13 protein-coding genes and 1 tRNA gene are annotated in these 15,223 nt (G+C 37.1%); 2 read left to right on the forward strand and 12 right to left on the reverse strand.

The window, feature by feature from the left end; all coding sequences use genetic code 11:
* Positions 1–238: 238 nt before the first annotated feature.
* From PH4a_RS04360 to PH4a_RS04385, 6 genes are all read right to left on the reverse strand, one after another.
* Entirely contained in the window at positions 239–1,033 is a 795-nt protein-coding gene (locus PH4a_RS04360; protein WP_129038029.1) for a TatD family hydrolase, read from the reverse strand.
* Complete coding sequence (locus PH4a_RS04365) at positions 1,030–2,091, reverse strand: patatin-like phospholipase family protein (RefSeq protein WP_129038031.1); 1,062 nt, start codon at positions 2,089–2,091, stop codon at positions 1,030–1,032. The genes PH4a_RS04360 and PH4a_RS04365 overlap by 4 nt, the downstream gene beginning before the upstream one ends.
* A 128-nt stretch (positions 2,092–2,219) precedes the next feature.
* Complete coding sequence (locus PH4a_RS04370; RefSeq protein WP_129038033.1) at positions 2,220–2,561, reverse strand: BON domain-containing protein; 342 nt, start codon at positions 2,559–2,561, stop codon at positions 2,220–2,222.
* Between the two features lie 433 nt (positions 2,562–2,994).
* Complete coding sequence (gene prfC, locus PH4a_RS04375) at positions 2,995–4,584, reverse strand: peptide chain release factor 3 (RefSeq protein WP_129038036.1); 1,590 nt, start codon at positions 4,582–4,584, stop codon at positions 2,995–2,997.
* 722 nt (positions 4,585–5,306) lie between these two features.
* Positions 5,307–5,753 (reverse strand): ribosomal protein S18-alanine N-acetyltransferase, encoded by a 447-nt coding sequence (rimI, locus tag PH4a_RS04380; RefSeq protein WP_129038038.1) that lies wholly within the window; start codon positions 5,751–5,753, stop codon positions 5,307–5,309.
* On the reverse strand, positions 5,722–6,132 hold the full coding sequence (locus tag PH4a_RS04385; protein WP_129038040.1) for a DNA polymerase III subunit psi: 411 nt from the start codon (positions 6,130–6,132) through the stop codon (positions 5,722–5,724). The genes rimI and PH4a_RS04385 overlap by 32 nt, the downstream gene beginning before the upstream one ends.
* Positions 6,133–6,261: 129 nt before the next feature.
* Here PH4a_RS04385 and rsmC point away from each other — a divergent pair, with 129 nt between their 5' ends.
* A complete protein-coding gene (rsmC, locus tag PH4a_RS04390) occupies positions 6,262–7,278 on the forward strand; it encodes a 16S rRNA (guanine(1207)-N(2))-methyltransferase RsmC (RefSeq protein WP_129038042.1) in 1,017 nt (338 codons plus the stop codon).
* A 168-nt stretch (positions 7,279–7,446) separates the two neighbouring features.
* Positions 7,447–7,533: transfer RNA gene (locus PH4a_RS04395), tRNA-Leu, on the forward strand.
* A gap of 48 nt (positions 7,534–7,581) precedes the next feature.
* Here the strand turns inward: PH4a_RS04395 and PH4a_RS04400 are convergent.
* The 6 genes from PH4a_RS04400 to PH4a_RS04425 form a co-directional block, all read right to left on the reverse strand.
* Positions 7,582–7,845 (reverse strand): DUF1435 family protein, encoded by a 264-nt coding sequence (locus PH4a_RS04400; protein ID WP_129038044.1) that lies wholly within the window; start codon positions 7,843–7,845, stop codon positions 7,582–7,584.
* A 199-nt stretch (positions 7,846–8,044) separates the two neighbouring features.
* Positions 8,045–8,593: a GNAT family N-acetyltransferase gene (locus PH4a_RS04405; protein ID WP_129038046.1), complete on the reverse strand. Its 549-nt coding sequence runs from the start codon at positions 8,591–8,593 to the stop codon at positions 8,045–8,047.
* A 2-nt stretch (positions 8,594–8,595) separates the two neighbouring features.
* Complete coding sequence (locus PH4a_RS04410) at positions 8,596–10,227, reverse strand: Na/Pi cotransporter family protein (RefSeq protein WP_064721117.1); 1,632 nt, start codon at positions 10,225–10,227, stop codon at positions 8,596–8,598.
* Between the two features lie 418 nt (positions 10,228–10,645).
* A complete protein-coding gene (gene phoA / locus PH4a_RS04415; RefSeq protein ID WP_064721118.1) occupies positions 10,646–12,085 on the reverse strand; it encodes an alkaline phosphatase in 1,440 nt (479 codons plus the stop codon).
* Positions 12,086–12,278: 193 nt separating this feature from the next.
* On the reverse strand, positions 12,279–13,841 hold the full coding sequence (locus PH4a_RS04420) for an alpha/beta hydrolase-fold protein (RefSeq protein ID WP_244212931.1): 1,563 nt from the start codon (positions 13,839–13,841) through the stop codon (positions 12,279–12,281).
* Between the two features lie 174 nt (positions 13,842–14,015).
* Entirely contained in the window at positions 14,016–15,155 is a 1,140-nt protein-coding gene (locus tag PH4a_RS04425; RefSeq protein WP_129038048.1) for an ElyC/SanA/YdcF family protein, read from the reverse strand.
* Positions 15,156–15,223: the final 68 nt, after the last annotated feature.

The following is a 15,223-nucleotide window of genomic DNA, read 5'->3' on the forward strand; positions in this document are numbered from 1 at the left end:
CCATCACAATTAAAGCTCGAAAAAAGTAACATAAAAGTTACAAATGAGATATAGATCACAATAAAAGGGAACGAAAAGTATAAAAGACAATTTTACGAGAAGGAAAATATCATCTAATTAACAAGATAGGTTTATTGTTAATCAATAATTTATCAGGATATAAAAGTAAAGATATTTTATTTTATTAGTTAAATCAACAAGATAAAATCTATTTAAGTGGAAGTTATCCAGCTTAAATTCAATTCAAAGAGACAATATCATCCTTTAACCGAAATAATTGTAGACTATTCAAATAGAGTTGCTTTGCAATAGCCTCTGGTGTTTCTCGACGTAGTTCACAAAGTTGGTAGAAGACATGCTTAATACGCTCAGGTCGATTGGGTTCGCCTTGAAATCCACTTACCGGCATATCGGGCGCATCAGTTTCTAACAATAATCTATCTAATGGTAATGAGGTAATTGCACGACGTGTTTTTTGTGCTCGTTCATAGGTGATTGTTCCACCCACACCAATAAAATAGCCAAGTTCAATAAACTTTTCTGCTTGCTGTTGACTACCTGCAAAACCATGAATAACCCCTTTACGAGGCACATCATAACGACGCAACAGTGCATGCAATTTGTCATGACTTTTACGTGAATGAAGAATAACGGGTAAATCGAATTGCGCAGCGAGTTTAAGTTGTTTAATTAAAAAAAATTCCTGCTTTTTTGTTTGAGGTTCAGCCATATAATTATCTAACCCAATCTCACCCACAGCAACACAACAGGAAGCTGTTTCTAATCGTTCTTTTAATTCAATTAAATGCTGTTCTGTATGCTCATTGATATATAAAGGATGTAATCCTAATGCGCCATATAATTGATGATACTTATTTGATAATTCAGAGATAATATCCCAATTCCAACGAGCAACTGCGGGAATAATTATTTTTTCTACATTAGCAAGATGTGCCAACGACAAACTCTGAGTAAGGTCTTGTTGGAAGAGAGGAAAATCAAAATGGCAGTGGGTATCAATAAATTTATTCATTCTTGAATACTCCGTACATCAGGATGCACACTTCGAGTCCCTTTTTGAATAATCTGTGCTTCTTCTGCTTTATCTGATTTTGCTTCATTTTCAAATAAGCTGAAGAGTTTTTTATCGTGCTGTTTGAATTTTTTATGAGAAAAATGTTGCCCTATCGTCGCAAGAAAATAACGTCCACAACGGCGACCAACATGATAATCATGATTTAGCGCATTTAAACGACTTCCTAATGCACTTGATTGCAATGTTGTGGGTGGAAATATCTCAATAATGACAACATCTTCTGGCGGAGACTGAATAAATTCAAGAGTTTGAGTATAGGTTTCAATATGCACTTGAGCCATATGCGTAAAACGTTGTAGACGGCTATTCTCAAACCATTTTCCCATTCGTTCTACCCACTCTGTAGTGTATTGATATTCTGAAGGTACGGTGCGAACAACAACAATAGTGCGACATCCTCGACGATAAGCTTCTCTTACAGGAATAGCATCGCTAATACCGCCATCATGATAAACAACATCATCAAACAGTACACCATTGCGATAAAAAGCTGGAATAGCACTAGATGCTTTAATGATATCGAGCCAAGTCATTTCATCTGGTTGAAAATAATTAGCCGCAAAATTATCAGCACGGCACGCCACCATATAAAATTCACGCCCGGCATCAAATCGGCGCAAAGCCTTGTGCATATCTAGGGGCATTTCTTTTGCTGTCGTGTCAATATACCAGTCGAGATCGAGTAGATTTCCTCCTCGCACAAAGCGAATAGGATTAAAGAATTGGTTATTAGTTGTATAGCGATTAATGATCTTACGCGCATAACCGCGCTGTCCACAGGCAAAAGCTGATAAATTTTGTGCGCCCGCAGAAACCCCAAGTAAAACATCAAAAGGGTCAAATTGTGAACGCATAAATTCATCAAGAACACCCGCAGTAAAAATACCACGTTGCCCACCGCCTTCGCATACTAAAGCCACTTTGCCTTGAGGAAGGGACGACTGAAATTCGAGTGCACTTATATCATTTAATGTGACAGGTATATATTTCCCCATAATGTCTCCTTTATACAACTTAATAAAGGATACCTGTACATTTTTTTTGCGTCATTATTTTTACGTATTAATGCAAAATAAATCGAGTAAAGTTGATTTTTTTTACTAATAAACGCATTTAAAGACCATTATTTTATATTGGCTGATGAATCAACGCTTTTAACACCTTCAATTTTTTCAATAATTTGAATTAGCTGTGCTTCTTGTTCTTTACTGCTAACAAAGCCAGAAATAAACACATGACCAAACTCAGTACGAATAGAAAGTGAATCACTATCAATACCTTGGATAGGCAATAATGTGTCTTTAATTTTTTTAGAAATAGCCGTATCACTAAGATAATGACCCGTTGTATTTACTCCGCTATTAATTTCACCGTACCAAGATGTTTCAGCTAGCGCATTAGCACTAAGCAGAGACAATCCTACAACTATAACGAGTAATCGCTTTATATTTTTTTGTTTTTTCATTGCTCTCTCCTTAATCACAATAAGTGGATAGGAAATATGTATATTTGAGTTAAGTAATACAAATTATTGGCAAATAATATATTCACCCTAATGAACAACCAAGGTTAAATAAAGCAAAAAATAGCAAATAAAGAGTATTCCTAATAACTTTATTCTAAAAAAGTCATTAATAGCTACAAATAATCTTATAGATAATTATAAATAACGATATATTTTGGCGTTATGCTAACAGAAAAAAAAAGGAACAATTCTCTATTAAGAAGGACTTTTAGATAGGATATTAACTAATGCAGAAAATAGTCATCATCATAAAAACAGACACGAAAAAAGCAAATTGCGAGTAAACAGTATAGAAAAACAGTAAAATTAGGCCACAAAAAAGTCATGCAAAAATGCATGACTTTTTAATCAATAAGCGCGCTTTACTTAAAAATTAATGTTCACGAGTTTGATGGAATTCGACATCAGGATAACGTTCACGAGTTAAGTTTAAGTTAACCATTGTAGGAGCAATATAGGTTAAGTTGTCACCACCATCGAGCGCCAAGTTTTGCTCATTCTTACGCTTAAACTCTTCCAGTTTTTTCTCGCTACTGCACTCAACCCAGCGTGCTGTTGAAACGTTTACTGACTCATAAATCGCTTCAACGTTATATTCACTTTTCAGTCGAGCAACCACCACATCAAACTGAAGCACACCAACAGCACCCACAATTAAGTCATTATTAGCCAGTGGTCTAAATACTTGTACCGCGCCTTCTTCTGATAACTGAACCAGACCTTTGAGTAACTGTTTTTGTTTCAGTGGATCACGTAAACGAATACGGCGGAACAATTCTGGTGCAAAGTTTGGAATGCCAGTAAATTTCAAGATTTCACCTTGTGTAAAGGTGTCACCAATTTGAATGGTACCGTGATTATGCAAACCAATAATATCGCCAGGATAAGCATGTTCAACATGAGAACGATCACCCGCCATAAAGGTTAGAGCATCGGAGATAACCACATCTTTTTTGATACGAACTTGATGCAGTTTCATGCCTTTATCGTACTTGCCAGAAACAACGCGTAAAAATGCAACACGGTCACGATGTTTAGGATCCATATTGGCCTGGATCTTAAAGATAAATCCACTAAACGTCTCTTCTGATGCAATGACTTCACGGACATCCGTTTTTCGTGGCATTGGCGCTGGTGCCCATTTTACCAAGCCATCAAGCATATGGTTTACACCAAAGTTACCTAATGCAGTACCAAAGAAAACGGGTGTTAACTCGCCAGCTAAAAATGCTTCATGATCAAATTCATGAGAAGCACCGAGTACTAATTCCAGTTCATCACGTAATTGTTTTGCTAAATCGTCGCCTATTGCAATATCCAAATCTGGGTTATCTAATCCTTTAATAACACGAGAATCTTGAATAGTATGGCCTTGCCCTGTCTGATAAAGGTAAGTTTCATCTTTGAGAATATGATAAACCCCTTTAAACAACTTTCCACAACCAATAGGCCACGTTACAGGACTACATGCAATTTTTAATTCTGTTTCAACTTCATCCATAACTTCCATTGGATCACGAATATCACGGTCCAATTTATTCATAAAAGTTAAGATTGGAGTATCGCGTAAGCGAGTCACTTCCATTAATTTACGCGTACGATCTTCAACCCCTTTTGAGGAGTCAATCACCATTAAACAGCAGTCAACGGCAGTTAATGTACGATAAGTATCTTCAGAGAAATCTTCGTGCCCTGGGGTATCGAGTAAGTTAACTAGACAATCGGCATAAGGAAATTGCATCACAGAAGTTGTAATCGAAATACCACGCTGTTTTTCCATTTCCATCCAGTCAGATTTTGCATGCTGGTTTGAACCACGCCCTTTTACCGTTCCTGCGCGCTGAATGGCTTGTCCGAATAACAACACTTTTTCAGTGATGGTTGTTTTACCCGCATCGGGGTGGGAAATTATGGCAAAAGTTCTACGACGAGCAACTTCTTGCTGAAAAATAGGATTAGACATCAATGGTAATCTTCTGGTTGATAGACGGATGAATGCAAGGCACTGATATATTTAGATAAATAATAATTAAGTGGCGGTTAAAGACATTCAATCCGTAAGTTAATCTTAATTGGCGGCTATTTTCGCCTATCTTGTCTGCATAAACAATCGATGGTTGCTATTTTATCTGCTGAAGAGATTAAAGCCTAGTGATTGTGATAATTAAATCGCATGCATTTCACCCAATAACCTATAAAATCCACTCCATAGTCTTATATTTATAGGCGACTTTCTTGTTCATCATCTCAACAAAAATTGATTAACAAAGTAAATAAATAACAACTAGAAGCATAAAACACACCAAGAATGTATTAATAAAGCAAAGAATTAGACGCTTTATTTTATGCTAAAGGACGAATGAAGATAAAAATTAGAATAATAAATTATCTCTCTTTGATTTTAATATCATCTATTTTTTATAAAGATGATTTTATTTAAAACAAAAGTAAATAGGTGCTTTACTTTATTTATCAAAATATTTAGGTTTTGTAACATTATGCTAATAACTTAGATAAAAAATACATCTATAACAAAAGTTAAATTATTTAGATAAATTCCGATTAAGGTAACAAAAAGAATAAAATTAAATAAAATTCATACAAATTAAAAATTATTTATTTAAAATAAAAATAAAAAAACGCCCCAAATAAGACGTCTTAAATTTAACTTAAAATAATATTTAATTAGAAAGAAATAGGATAAGCCATTATTATCGCATCTTCTTTTCCTGTCTTTGTTGGATAGTAATTTTTACGTACAGAGACCGAATTAAATCCAATAGATTCATAGAGATTAAACGCTTTTTTATTTGATTCTCTTACTTCTAACCACAAAGTCGAGATGTTTTTTTTCTCAAGCGTATCAATAAGTTGCATTAACAATGTTTTACCAAAACCTTTCCCTTGATAATCAGGGTGAATGGCTATATTAAAAAGTGTTGCCTCATCTAATATTAATTGCGTAATTGCAAAACCTACAATAATATTATCAGTGCAAATTTTCAGATTAAAATAATTACTTCCTTGGTTGCTATAAAGAGTAGCTTCACTCCAAGGGAATGAATGACTTAATTTTTCAATTTGCCATGCCAAAGGTAAATCAGCCGGCTCTAGTGGTGAAATAGTCTTCATATTGGTAGATTTGTTTCCAAAGATCGCGTTTTGCATCGGCATCAAAATATAATTGATGTAACGAAGGGCTTCTCAAAGAAGTATATTGAGAGGGAAGAGAGAGATCAGTGCCTAATAACCAACAGGGAAGATCAAATGATTCTGTGAGCATGCTCACATCATCTGTTGTAATACAATAGATTTCACTTTTATCTATCCCCATGGCGCTAAAAATATCAGAGAAAAGCCCGTTATTTAGATCAACGGTATCATCAGTAATGATAAGTAAACGTGTTGTCCCCGGAAATTGAACAGAATGATCGCCTTTAAGTACAGCAGGCTTACGTAATACCCACTGATTAATTCCAAGTTGGGATAACATTCTGTCTTTACGGCTCATTATGCTTACCTATCAAGTGTAGAACAACGGTACATAGTATCAGAGGGCATAATCTACGCCAATAAATAGCGTCGGTTTCTTTATATCTGATATCATGCGTCTCATGTTTTTTAAGGAGTAATAATCATAATGTCCTCACTGTCCCCTGCAAGCGAAGTTATTCTTCGTCACCTTGATCATTTCGCAGACAGGCACGTACTTATTGCGGGCGATCTTCAAGACACACTAGCGTCGCAGATTCAGGCAAAAAGTGTTAGAGCTTATACAAACCAATACCACCAATGGTTACCATTACTGAAATCAATGGGCGATAATGCACTGTTTGGTTTAGTCGCAGATCAATCATTTGTTAAATATTGCGATACTCTTATCTACTTCTGGCCTAAAAATAAAAATGAAGCCACCTTTCAACTTCGTAGTCTGTGCTCTAATTTACAAGTTGGAACAGAAATTTTTATCGTTGGCGAAAACCGTAGTGGTGTAAAAAGCGCGACTGAGTTAATGAATGGTATCGCCAAACTGAAAAAAATAGACTCCGCTCGCCGCTGTAGCCTCTTTTTTGGTACCCAAACTTATCAAACACTGTTTGATCGTAATAATTGGTGGCAAACTTATCGCCATAACGATCTTACCGTCATGGCTTTACCTGGCGTATTTAGCCAAAGCGCATTGGATGAAGGTAGCCGATTATTACTCTCTACATTTGATGATGCTATGGTTGGTGATCTACTCGATATGGCTTGTGGTTGTGGTGTATTAGCCACCGTATTGGGTAAGAAAAACCCGATGCTAAAACTGACCCTATGTGATGTTAATGCAGCAGCTATTTCTTCAAGTATCGCAACATTAAACGTTAATGAATTAGAAGGCCGAGTTATCGCAAGTAATGTTTACTCTGCGGTTGAAGAAACCTATGACTGGATTATCTCAAATCCGCCTTTTCATGATGGCTTAGGTACCAGTTATGAAGCCGCAGAAGATATTATTCGCCTAGCACCTAACTTCTTAAAAAAAGGTGGAAAACTGAGAATAGTTGCAAACTCATTTATCCCTTATCCAGATATTCTTGATCATGTATTTGGTTCTCATGAAGTTCTTGCTTCAACAGGTAAATTTAAAGTCTATCAAGCAATGAAGAAAGTGTAATAACAAGCCCTGTTTTGACTAGGCAGGGCATCAATTTTTATGATGTTTTTTTCATCACAAGAAAAGTTTATTGTAAAAAAATAATTGGCGTCATAAATAAAAAACCTAAGATCCCCTGTCTATCTGTGATAGATATTTTAATAGATAAGATAGCAAATTGAGTAAGATGCGAGGGTGGCGGAATTGGTAGACGCGCTAGCTTCAGGTGTTAATATTCTTACGGATGTGGAGGTTCAAGTCCCCCTCTTCGCACCACTCAATTTATTCCTTTCTTGAGTGCTTCGATATTATTATCTCTCACAACTACCCATTATAAGACGTTAAAAGCGTGATTAAACTGTAGGTTAATACAACACCTGCGGGGATCATCACCCACATGCGTAATTTTTGATGAAATAACATCAGTGTTGATAATAACATTGAGATAACTAAAACTAGTGTAAATGCCGCTGTGCCTGCAATGGAGTGAGTTATTACTGTTAGTAGTGAAGAGACAGCTAACATTTCCCATAAGCTAATACGTGAAGTCCAAGAAACGGATTGAGGTAAGCGCGTTGATTTAGCCATAATGTCACACCACTAATGATAATGATTTTCATTATTATATATAACACTCCTACTAAATCAACGTATAACAAGAAAAAAAATAATGCTATATCCTTAGTTTTTAAGAGGTTAAGTCAATTTTTATTACAGTGAAAAATAAAAAACGCCTTACCGTTATACGATAAAGCGTTTGATAACATAGTAGAATTTGCTAATTCAATTAAGCATTAACCATATCCATAAAATCAAACACTAAATGGATATCTTCTGGCTCTCTTTCATATAATTCAGCATCCGGAACATCAATTAAACGACATCCCAAATGTTGATAGAAATTGACGCTATTTTCAGATGGTATTGATGAAATATATAATCCACCTGCACCTTTTTCTTTTGCATATTCTACACAGTAATTAAATAATATCCGGCCTAAGCCTTGCCCTCGTTGTTGGTGGCTAATATGTAAAAACGAGAGCTGTAAAAGCGTCGCATTTTGACCTCGCCATTGCGGATCAACACTGGCAGCAGCAATTAATTTATCTTGGCTAAAAACACCCCAAAAAGGGGCACCTCTATCCACACTTTCAATTAATATTGGTGTGTAATGTTCAGCTTCACCTTCAGGCCAATCTTTCATATCAAAACGTTGTTTTGATAAAACTAATTGTCCCTCTTTTAAGATATAGAGCTGCTCAATAAGCTCGGTTCTATCAATTTCCCACACTAAAGGAATTTCATTGCGTGTTAATTGACGAATATTGCTTTTCATTATTATTGATTAACCTGTTCTGAAGATGATTCACTTCGTTCTAATGCGTGATAAGCCACTGCACAGAACAAGGAATTCAACCGTTTCATATCCCCCAACAAACTGGTATGCAGCGAACTTGTTTCAATACTTTGCATATTATGCAAATGAAGACGTTCAACATGAGCAAACGAGTAACGTTGGTTGAGTAAACGAAAACGATGTTTTGCTCGACGCAGTTTGCGAGCATGTTCCATATTGCCGGAAACAAAAACCGACATCGCCAAATTCAGATTACTTTGCAGACGCTCAAGGAGTGTCTGTAATTCACGACGTCCTTCCTCCGATAAAAACAAGTGGTGGTTTAAACCTTTACTCACTACTTCAGCCGACATGCGCGCAATAATAGCTGATGATTGCTGTAAATTCATCGCTGTATCAATAATTTCAGCCCAACGTCGAGAGTCTTCTGTCCCTAAATCATGCTGCTGAATTTGCGCCATATACAATTTAATACTGCTATGAAGTAATTCGACCTCTTCTTCTAGCTGGCTAATTTCTCTTTTTTGCTGGCGATCCCCTTCCATTAAGGCATGAAAACGTTGCAGCATTTGTTCAACAACATCCCCTAATCGCAATGATTCTCTTACCGCATTGGCGATAGCTAAAGAAGGAGTATCAATAGCTGACGGATCTAAATAGCGTGGTGCCATTTCAGATTCTGTGGTAGGTAATTCAGGGATTAAACGCTGACATAATTTTGCCATTGGTGCCACAAAAGAGATCATCAGTAAACAGCGCCCAAAATTATAAATCACATGGAAATAGATAATAACTTCTGCGGGTGAAAAGCTATATTGCTGGATCTTTGTTGCAATATAGGTTATCCAAGGTAGAACAATTAGTGCACCAATTAATTTAAAGAATAGGCTACCTAATACAACTTGGCGTGCTACAACACTTTGCCCTCGACTACTCATTAGCGCCAATAATCCACTACCAATATTAGAACCAATCACAATACATAAGCTGATATATAAAGGCATTAAGCCTGTGGCACTTAATGTTGCCGTTAACAACACTGCGGCAAGGCTGGAGTAACTTACCATCGCAAATAATGCGCCAACTAATAATGCTAATACGGTGTCGCCACTTAACGAGGTAAAAATCGCCTGCATTGCACTGGCATGAGTAATAGGTTCAGCTGAGGTAACAATGAGTTGCAGTGCCAGAATGATCAAACCAAGGCCAATACCTACACGCCCTAATTGCCCAACTCGCTCTTTTTTGCGACTAAGGAACGTGATAACCCCAATTAGAATTAACAATGGTGATAGCCAAGAGAGATCAAAAGTTAGCACCCGAGCCATTAAAGCGGTACCTACATCCGCCCCCAACATAATGACTAGAGCAGGCGTAATTGAGATAAGCCCCTGCGTAACAAAAGAGATAACTAATAGTGCAGTTGCATTACTGCTTTGCACTAAAGCAGTTACACCAACGCCAGCAAGAAAGGCATGGGATTTTTTATTAATACTTTTACCAAGAATTCGGCGCAGATCAGAGCCAAAAACGCGCATAATTCCAGTACGAACAATGTGTGTACCCCAAACAAGAAGTGCAACGGATGAGAGTAAATGAAGCAGTGTCAGCATAGAGAAATAACCTTTTTTATCGTTGTTTATTTGACTCTGTTCTCCTTCAATCTCATAAAAAAGAGAAAGACCATGAGCAGATAAGTTATCTGAGAAAAGATTTTTTGCCGATAATGCCTCAACAAAAAACAGATGTTACTAGGCAAAAAGATATTGCAAATTAAGTGCAATAATCAATGGAGAAATTAAAAATTTTGTATGAATGAATATGTAAGTCTCGATGATTATAGCAGAAAAGGGAAAATACTCAAAACTAGCATAATAATAACCCATTGATTTATTATCATTTTATTCTTTTTCGACTTAACAATAAAAAAACGCGACTAGAGGGTATCTCTCTAAGTCGCGATAAAATACAACAAGTTTAGTAAGGCAATTCGACTACAACATCAGACAGACTTATCAGATAAAATTGATATTATTTCAATCCCATCGCATCACGCATAGTGAAGAACAAGTCAGTTTGGTCAGTTAATCCCACAACATTAGCCGCATATGGACCATAAGCAGCTACGCGTAATTGTGCACCCGTATGTTCTTGTGACTCTTCCTCTGAGTTACCATAATTCACTACCATCACCGCCCCATCTTTAGTGATCAATGCTTGTGTTAAGCCACTCGATTTCACATCGGCTTCAATGATTTGACTAGAGTGAGCATGGTCTGCGGTAACAATCACTAATGTATCACCATTTTTCTTCGCAAAATCTAAACCGATTTGTACCGCTTCATCCAATGCCACCGTTTCACCGATTTGGCCACAAGGGTTAGCGTTGTGATCTTGCTTATCAATAGAGGCGCTTTCGACTTGTAAGAAGAATCCATTTTCATTTGTTTTCAGCACATCTATCGCTTTCTTGGTCATTTGCGCCAATGTGGGTGCATTTGGATCAAGTTTAGAATTAGGTTTGCACTCTAAAGGCGGATTATTAAGATTACCGTGATAGGTTGCTTTAGGGCCTTCCCATGCTACTGCCATATTTCCGTCATGGAATAAGCCTAATACCGGTTTGTCTTGATTCGCTAAAGTGATCGCATCTAAAGATTTAGCATCTTTTACAATCTGATAGCCACGTTCTATCGCCTGCTGCTCTAGCGTTTTTCCTTTATAATCTCCCGCTACAGCCGTTTGAGCAAAACTTTTAGCGCCACCACCTAATGTGATATCGGCACGAGTAACTAATAGCTGTTCAGAGATAGAACCTCTACCGCCATTTTCTAGCGCATTCGTTGAACATTTTTCTAACGTTTCAACTGGGCCGTAGCATTTACGACCAGTAACGTGAGAATAAAGTGCGGCGGGTGTCGCATCTTGAATTTCAGATGTTGTAACATTCCCTGTTGCCTTTCCATTGGCTTTTGCTAATTCCAAAATGGTTTGGTGATCTTTACCGAATACATCAATCCCTAATGCACCATTATAAGTTTTTACACCTGAAGCCCAAGCGGTTGCAGAAGCAGCAGAATCTGTCACATAATTAGGTTTTTGTGTTTTTCTATCAAGCGCATAGTGTGTGTATTGACCCGTAATTGGTAGGGCATCGATGCCTTTAAAGAAACCACCCGCACCTTCGGCGTAATTACGCGCAACGGTGATTTCAGAATCACCCATGCCATCGCCAATAAATAAGATAACGTTTTTAGCTTGATTATTATGTAACGCGGCTTTTAATGCCTCCGTTTGATCCTGAGTCATACGACGAGCACCGCCAAATTCAGTGATATTACCTTTTGCTGCGCGATCTTGGGCCAAAATGGCATCCGCAGCAACGGGAGCTGCAAAAGAAGAGAAACTCGCACCAGCCAATAGCGTTGTTACAATAACGGATAAAATAGAACGTTGGTAACGATGAGACATAGCTTTTTCCTTGCACTCAAAAGTAAAAAACATGGTTAATGTTTAAGTCAGAAAAAGCTTACGGTAGTTAAATGACAATGAGATGAAAACTAAAAGCGATTTTGATGACAGCTTTATGACGAGTTAATGACAAATAAAAAGCTTATGGCCAATTATCAGCAGTAAGCTTTTAATATTTTTCTAATACACCAGATTAATATTTACCTTCAGTTAACGCTTTTGCGCCAATATAAAGCGTTTCACACCAAGCAATATAATCGTGACCACTAGCCATTTCTAACGATTTTACAGAATATCCTTTGTTTTCTAATACTTGTTTAAGATGGCGATTATTATTTAAAATGCCGCCTAAACCGCCACGAGATTCAAATAAACCGGCTTCTAAAAAGAAGGTAAGCGGTTTTTTATCCGCTTGATCAAATTGTCGGATCAACCATTCGGGATCTTCTTTTTCTGGCGACCACCAAAACGATCCAGACATACTTAATACTTTGCCAAAACGATCAGGCCGATTAAAAGCCACCCAAGCAGAGGCTAAGCCACCGTAACTAGAGCCTGAGACTATCGTCTCTTCACCTGATACTCGAATACCTTTCTCTTTTTCCAACCAAACAAATAATTCGTCGGCTAAAAAGCGATAAAAATCAGGATTAGGCGGTAATTCAACACTACGACGATCACTATCAATACTATCAACAAATAAGATCATCATAGGAGCAAGTTTGCCCTCTTCGATCTGTTTATCAAAAAATTTATCAATGCCGTATTCTCGACGATAAGTTTGTCCATCAAACAACACCAACATCCTTGGCGTTTTCATTAATTGCGCAGGTTGATATAGGGCTATTTCACGCTCGTTATTTAAGATTTGGCTGTTAAAACGAAAAACCTCGGTTTTCCCTTTTATGGTTCGCTGCAAAATATCTGGTAATTGACACTCTCTTTGTGCATCTAACGAGAGCAAAGAAAAATGGTTATATACATCTTCTGATTGTTGAGGTGACGCTTGAGGATTTAAAGGATCTGCTTGTGCTGTGGTTAAAATAGCACGACGTTGTTCAAAGGCGGTTGAGCCTTCAATAGTGGGTACATCTGGCGCCAGTTTATATTGCATTAATGTATCGTTAGGTACGATATAGCTACGATACCAAATATCGCTATTCTCTAAACGTGTTAGTGGATCGTGATTACCCTCTGGTGATCCTAATAAATAAACATTCGACTTAGCCCCTTGCCATAAAAAGGTCACTAACTTTTTATCATTATCATAAGGTTCTATTAATGGTGCACCTTGTTGGCTAATGTGCTGCCAAAATGCTTGAAGTGTCTTATTATTCAGATCTTGCGCTAACACCTGCAAACGTGGGCTAATAGTTGCAATATTTGCATTTTTCTCTAACGGCTTATAAGGCTGAGTGGTAAAAGTGAATTGCCACGATGTACTTGCTTCACCTTGAGCAATTAATTGATACTGTGCAGTTTGTGGTGATAAAAAACGGACTTTTTGCTGACTATCAGCAGGTACCTCTTTTAATAGACTGCGAATATGAGTCCCATCTGGTTTTACTAAACGCAGATGTTGTATACCTTCTACCTTTAAATCAACATAACGCTCTTTTGTCAGATCCAACGTAAAGCAGTGTGTTTGGTGATTATCAAATTGCCCTTTTATCATTTTTCCTTCAATTAGAGGTAAACAATCTGATAAAGCAGGAAAAGAAACCATTAGCGCACATATCATCAGAGGAATTCTCACTTTATTTTTCTCGTTATTACTAGATGAGAAATTATAGTAATGATAATTGTTATCAATTCAATGAAAATTCGTTGGTGTATAAATTTGGCGACTTAATAAAAAATAAAAACGCCACAATTCCTTGATATTATTGTGGCGTTTTTATTGCTGGAAATAATATTAAAAACGTTTCTATCAACGCTCTTCTAATGGATAACTACGGAAACTCCATAATCCCAACGCTTTTAAGCCATCACGATAAATACCTTGTAAGTCTGATTTACTTATTTTTTGCAATTCTGCTAATGGCTTATCTGGTGCGACAACCGTTAAATAGGTGATATCACTTGGGCCACTTTGCCAACTTGCTAATGTAAAGATGGCATCGGCGCGACGCACATGACTACCCGAGCTAATAATGACTGCGGTTTTAATACGATGCTTAGTTAAGGCATAACGGCTAAACAAGGCATTTTCAACAGTGGTACGCGCATAGTTATCTTGGAAAATACGCTCTGCTGGAATACCATTTTTCACCAGCCAATCTGCCATTAATTTACCTTCTGTTTGATGTGCTTTAGGCACGCCACCTGTTACCACAATCATCGCGTCGGGTAATTGTTTTGCTACTTCTAAGGTTTTATTTAGGCGCTCAACTAAAATCTTGTTCATTGTACCATCTGGATTTAACGCATAACCCAATGTCACAATGGCATTATTCCCTTTGGTTTTATTAAGTTTTGCTAAATCAGCTTGAGTGAGTTTATCGCTTAATGGCATTTTACTCACGCGGTCTATTTCAGCAAAAAAGCGTTTTATTTCATCGGCTTTTGCTGGGTTTAACGATTTTAGTTTATTGAAATAAGCTTCGCTCTCTTTATCTTTACCTTCAAAACGCGTCCACGAAGTGACATAGATTAACGCATCAATATCATCAGGTGCGGCTTCTAAAATCTGTTTATAAATAGTGACAGCACGTTCAATATCATTGTTATAAACATAGGCACTTGCGGCACTAAACAACAAATCTAAGCGATAAGGCTCTAGTTTATAAGCCTGTTGTAATTTTTGCGCCACAATTTCCATATTGGACGGCAATTTTCCCGTAAATCCAGCATCAGAAACACGAGCTGGAGACTTAAAGGCATCTAAAGCATCTTGAATTAAGATATCAACAGTTTGACGCTGAGAAACATATTGTTGATAGCTATTATCTGGCTGGTGGACTTTTTGATATGCCAATGCACTTGATGATGCTGTAAAACCTAAAGCAGCTATCGCTAATGAAATTACAGTTTTCTTGATATGCAGCGAAACACGGGAAGGTTGTGCCATTTTCTTGTCCTTTTTACGAAAAATATTCTACATCTTCACCTAATAACATAAAGATAAACATAAAGATA

It is taken from the genome of Proteus hauseri (genome assembly GCF_004116975.1).
Taxonomy (GTDB): Bacteria; Pseudomonadota; Gammaproteobacteria; order Enterobacterales; family Enterobacteriaceae; genus Proteus; species Proteus hauseri.

What these genes read in the sequence shown, in the direction of transcription:
- PH4a_RS04360 (WP_129038029.1), bottom strand. Translation starts at nt 1,033, where the DNA reads ATGAATAAATTTATTGATACCCACTGCCATTTTGATTTTCCTCTCTTC.
- PH4a_RS04365 (WP_129038031.1), bottom strand. Translation starts at nt 2,091, where the DNA reads ATGGGGAAATATATACCTGTCACATTAAATGATATAAGTGCACTCGAA.
- PH4a_RS04370 (WP_129038033.1), bottom strand. Translation starts at nt 2,561, where the DNA reads ATGAAAAAACAAAAAAATATAAAGCGATTACTCGTTATAGTTGTAGGA.
- prfC (WP_129038036.1), bottom strand. Translation starts at nt 4,584, where the DNA reads ATGTCTAATCCTATTTTTCAGCAAGAAGTTGCTCGTCGTAGAACTTTT.
- rimI (WP_129038038.1), bottom strand. Translation starts at nt 5,753, where the DNA reads ATGAAGACTATTTCACCACTAGAGCCGGCTGATTTACCTTTGGCATGG.
- PH4a_RS04385 (WP_129038040.1), bottom strand. Translation starts at nt 6,132, where the DNA reads ATGAGCCGTAAAGACAGAATGTTATCCCAACTTGGAATTAATCAGTGG.
- rsmC (WP_129038042.1), top strand. Translation starts at nt 6,262, where the DNA reads ATGTCCTCACTGTCCCCTGCAAGCGAAGTTATTCTTCGTCACCTTGAT.
- PH4a_RS04400 (WP_129038044.1), bottom strand. Translation starts at nt 7,845, where the DNA reads ATGGCTAAATCAACGCGCTTACCTCAATCCGTTTCTTGGACTTCACGT.
- PH4a_RS04405 (WP_129038046.1), bottom strand. Translation starts at nt 8,593, where the DNA reads ATGAAAAGCAATATTCGTCAATTAACACGCAATGAAATTCCTTTAGTG.
- PH4a_RS04410 (WP_064721117.1), bottom strand. Translation starts at nt 10,227, where the DNA reads ATGCTGACACTGCTTCATTTACTCTCATCCGTTGCACTTCTTGTTTGG.
- phoA (WP_064721118.1), bottom strand. Translation starts at nt 12,085, where the DNA reads ATGTCTCATCGTTACCAACGTTCTATTTTATCCGTTATTGTAACAACG.
- PH4a_RS04425 (WP_129038048.1), bottom strand. Translation starts at nt 15,155, where the DNA reads ATGGCACAACCTTCCCGTGTTTCGCTGCATATCAAGAAAACTGTAATT.